The organism is archaeon CG10_big_fil_rev_8_21_14_0_10_43_11 (genome assembly GCA_002763265.1).
In the GTDB taxonomy this organism is placed as follows: Archaea; Nanobdellota; Nanobdellia; order PEZQ01; family PEZQ01; genus PEZQ01.
The window spans coordinates 85,992-88,664 of record PEZQ01000010.1 but is presented as its reverse complement, the minus strand read 5'-3'; the positions used below and the strand labels follow the sequence as shown (position 1 = coordinate 88,664).

4 protein-coding genes and 1 pseudogene (1 of these 5 cut by a window edge) are annotated in these 2,673 nt (G+C 34.2%); 2 read left to right on the top strand and 3 right to left on the bottom strand.

Annotation, left to right across the window (positions count from 1 at the left end):
* The first annotated feature begins 360 nt into the window (after positions 1-360).
* Positions 361-663: a hypothetical protein gene (locus tag COT72_05555; protein PIN99711.1), complete on the top strand. Its 303-nt coding sequence runs from the start codon at positions 361-363 to the stop codon at positions 661-663.
* A 646-nt stretch (positions 664-1,309) separates the two neighbouring features.
* Here COT72_05555 and COT72_05550 read toward each other — a convergent pair.
* Both COT72_05550 and COT72_05545 read right to left on the bottom strand, forming a co-directional pair.
* Positions 1,310-1,552 (bottom strand): hypothetical protein, encoded by a 243-nt coding sequence (locus COT72_05550; GenBank protein PIN99708.1) that lies wholly within the window; start codon positions 1,550-1,552, stop codon positions 1,310-1,312.
* Positions 1,546-1,812 carry an AbrB family transcriptional regulator gene (locus COT72_05545; protein PIN99707.1) on the bottom strand — a complete coding sequence of 89 codons (267 nt, stop codon included), beginning with the start codon at positions 1,810-1,812 and terminating at the stop codon, positions 1,546-1,548. Before COT72_05545 ends, COT72_05550 begins: the two co-directional genes overlap by 7 nt.
* Positions 1,813-2,107: 295 nt before the next feature.
* Between COT72_05545 and COT72_05540 the strand changes: the two genes are divergently transcribed.
* The gene (locus COT72_05540) at positions 2,108-2,377 is read left to right on the top strand and encodes a hypothetical protein (GenBank protein PIN99706.1); all 270 of its coding nucleotides are present in this window, start codon (positions 2,108-2,110) and stop codon (positions 2,375-2,377) included.
* Positions 2,378-2,509: 132 nt separating this feature from the next.
* Here the strand turns inward: COT72_05540 and COT72_05535 are convergent.
* Positions 2,510-2,673, bottom strand: a pseudogene (locus tag COT72_05535) (tryptophan--tRNA ligase) (it continues 932 nt past the right edge of the window).

The window sequence follows — 2,673 nt, the reverse complement described above, 5'->3', positions numbered from 1 at the left end:
TTGGAAAAAGTCGCAAAAAAGAATAATTTTATTGTGTTTGGCAAAAGAGAATTTAACGAACATTCAGAAATAAGTGCAGGCACGGTTATCAGAGAATTTGGAACATGGGGAAAAGCAATTTCTTTCTTGATAGACTATCTAAAAAAGAAAGGACAAGAATTATCCGCAAGAAAAACACCTCCGAATAGAATTTACTCCGATAAAGAACTTTTTGATGAAATGGAACGGATATGGAAACAGATTGGTCATAGACCATCAAAAATTGAATGGACTGCATCAAAGCCAAAAATTAGTTTTGGTTGCTACAAACATAGATTTGGAGGTTGGACAAATACTTGTCTAAAATTCATTGAATATAAAATGGGACATGAAGTTATTATTGATGACTTGCCACAAAAAGAATCAGTTAAAGAAAAACAAAATGGACTAAAAATTCAAAAAGAAGATAAAAGAGATATACCATTAAAATTAAGATTGAGTGTTTTAAATAGAGATAATTTTAGGTGTGTTTTTTGTGGCAGAAGTCCAGCAACTTCAGTCGGTGTAATTCTCCATATTGACCATATACATCCTTTTGCTAAGGGTGGTAAAACTACTTTGAATAATTTACAAACTTTGTGTTTTGAATGTAATATTGGAAAAAGTGATAGAAAACTGAATTAACGGAAAGCCGCCTTTTTATTCTTGTTCTTGATATGTCGCTAAAGCTCTTTGGAATGAACGAACTCCCCCTGTCCTGCGGACATTTAGTCTGCTTCGCAGAAATTAATATAGTCGGCAAAAACTACGGCACTAACTGGATTTTCGGCAGTAAGAAAACTCTGCGCTCCCTTCGGTCGCTTGGGGACGCTGCGCTTTCGTCGCTATCGCTCCTCACCCTCGTTTAACAGGCATTAACCGAGAAATTGCTCGGCTCGCAATTTCTCCAAATTTTGCCCCAGCTCTGAAAAAATTCAGGATAGAGATAAGGCGTGTGTGTATTGCCACAAAAAAATGATTTATCCATATAATGTTAATAATAGGAAAGATAGCACAACAATAGAGTATTTGAATTTTGATGGACCATTTTATTGTGGCAAGGGATTAGAAATACAAGATGTTGCGCTTTGTTGTAGTAGTTGCAACTCAAGCAGAGGCGCAATGAAATTAACTGTTTGGTTTAGAACAAACTAGTGTATGTCTAACAATATCAATAAAAATACTGTTGCCGATCCTGTCAAAAAATATTTGAATAGAAATCCTGAAAAGTAATGCACACCCTTACATCATACTGTGCCTACGCTTCGCTTCGGCGGCCCAAGAAAACCTATTACTGTTCATCTTTGTGATATAAAGAAAGTATATAAACAATATCTCCTTCTATTTTGTAGGATAATCTCCACGGAGGGATATACAATTCCCTTGTTCCTTTTCTATCGAATCTCATGGGTTTTCCAATCCCAGGATTAGCTTTTATTTTAGAAACTTGCTTTATAATCTTCTCCTTGAGAGATTTATCTTTAATTTTCCTAAAATCCTTCCTAAAATTAGGATCAAAGATTATTTCTACCACTTTTTCATCTCATTGATAAAGTCATCAAAATTCATCTTAATCCCTTTTCCCGCCCCAATCTTTTTCCAAGCTTCACCAGTTTTTCTAGCAAACTCTAAATCTTCGTTTAAGTTGCTATCCAACTTATTGGCCTTCTTCATAATCAATTGGCCATCACTTTTGATTATTAGAAGTTTATCTCCTTCATGAATATCTCCTCTCATTTCAGTAGGTATTACAATCTGTCCTTTTGAACTCATTCTTGTTATAGCAACATCCATCTATATCACCAAGTAAGATTAATCTTACATACTATATAAATCTTTCAGTTTTCTTGGGTTTATGTTATATCTTACTTGGGTCGACTTCGTTCACTTAAATCCAAAATTTTCATCATGAGTCTTGATGGTTTCGCCTTCGAGCCTCTTGGAAAACTTATGACTTCGCTAAACGCCGAGGTTATATTCAATCGTTGTGTAGATTTATTAAAAGGGGTAGTCGCCTAATGTTTTTCAAGCAATTTAAAAATAAACAGACTTATAAATAAATGGGATTATACATAGTAAAAAGAGGAAAATGAAAAACGGAACTGATTTAAGAAAAAAGCTAATTAGCCATAAGAAATTAGCACAAGAAAGAACAATTTTGACTAATGAAAGAAATACTCTTGCTTATGTAAGAACAGGTTTTGCTTCTTTTGTTTTAGGAATCGCTTTAATTAAATTATTTGAAGAACACATAAAATATGTTTATGCCGGTTATGGTGCATTAAGTATTGGAGTAATCCTAATTTTAGTTGGTGTAATCTATTACCCTCTAAGAAAAAAGAAAATACTTTCTTATTAATTTGAGACGGCGGAAACCCCATAAAAGGTTATAGACACGACGACTCTAAAATTTTGCCTTTGAATCAGACAAAAAAGAGTGCAACCAAAAACGCAACTACAGGGTTAAAAAAAATATGCACTGCCTCAGGGGTTAATCTTTGAGCAAGTATTTTGGCAGGGTTTTCTTTGCTTTTTCGCGCGCTGCCTGATGCTTTTTTAGAAACGCGTTGATTTTTTCTATTGCCACTTGTTTCATCTCACCACTCAATATATCACCATTTTTGTAGCCATGATACAATTCTTCAAGTTTCTTAT

Coding starts and splice junctions, on each gene's coding strand:
- COT72_05555 (PIN99711.1), top strand. CDS start 361: ATGGGACATGAAGTTATTATTGATGACTTGCCACAAAAAGAATCAGTT.
- COT72_05540 (PIN99706.1), top strand. CDS start 2,108: ATGAAAAACGGAACTGATTTAAGAAAAAAGCTAATTAGCCATAAGAAA.
- COT72_05545 (PIN99707.1), bottom strand. CDS start 1,812: ATGGATGTTGCTATAACAAGAATGAGTTCAAAAGGACAGATTGTAATA.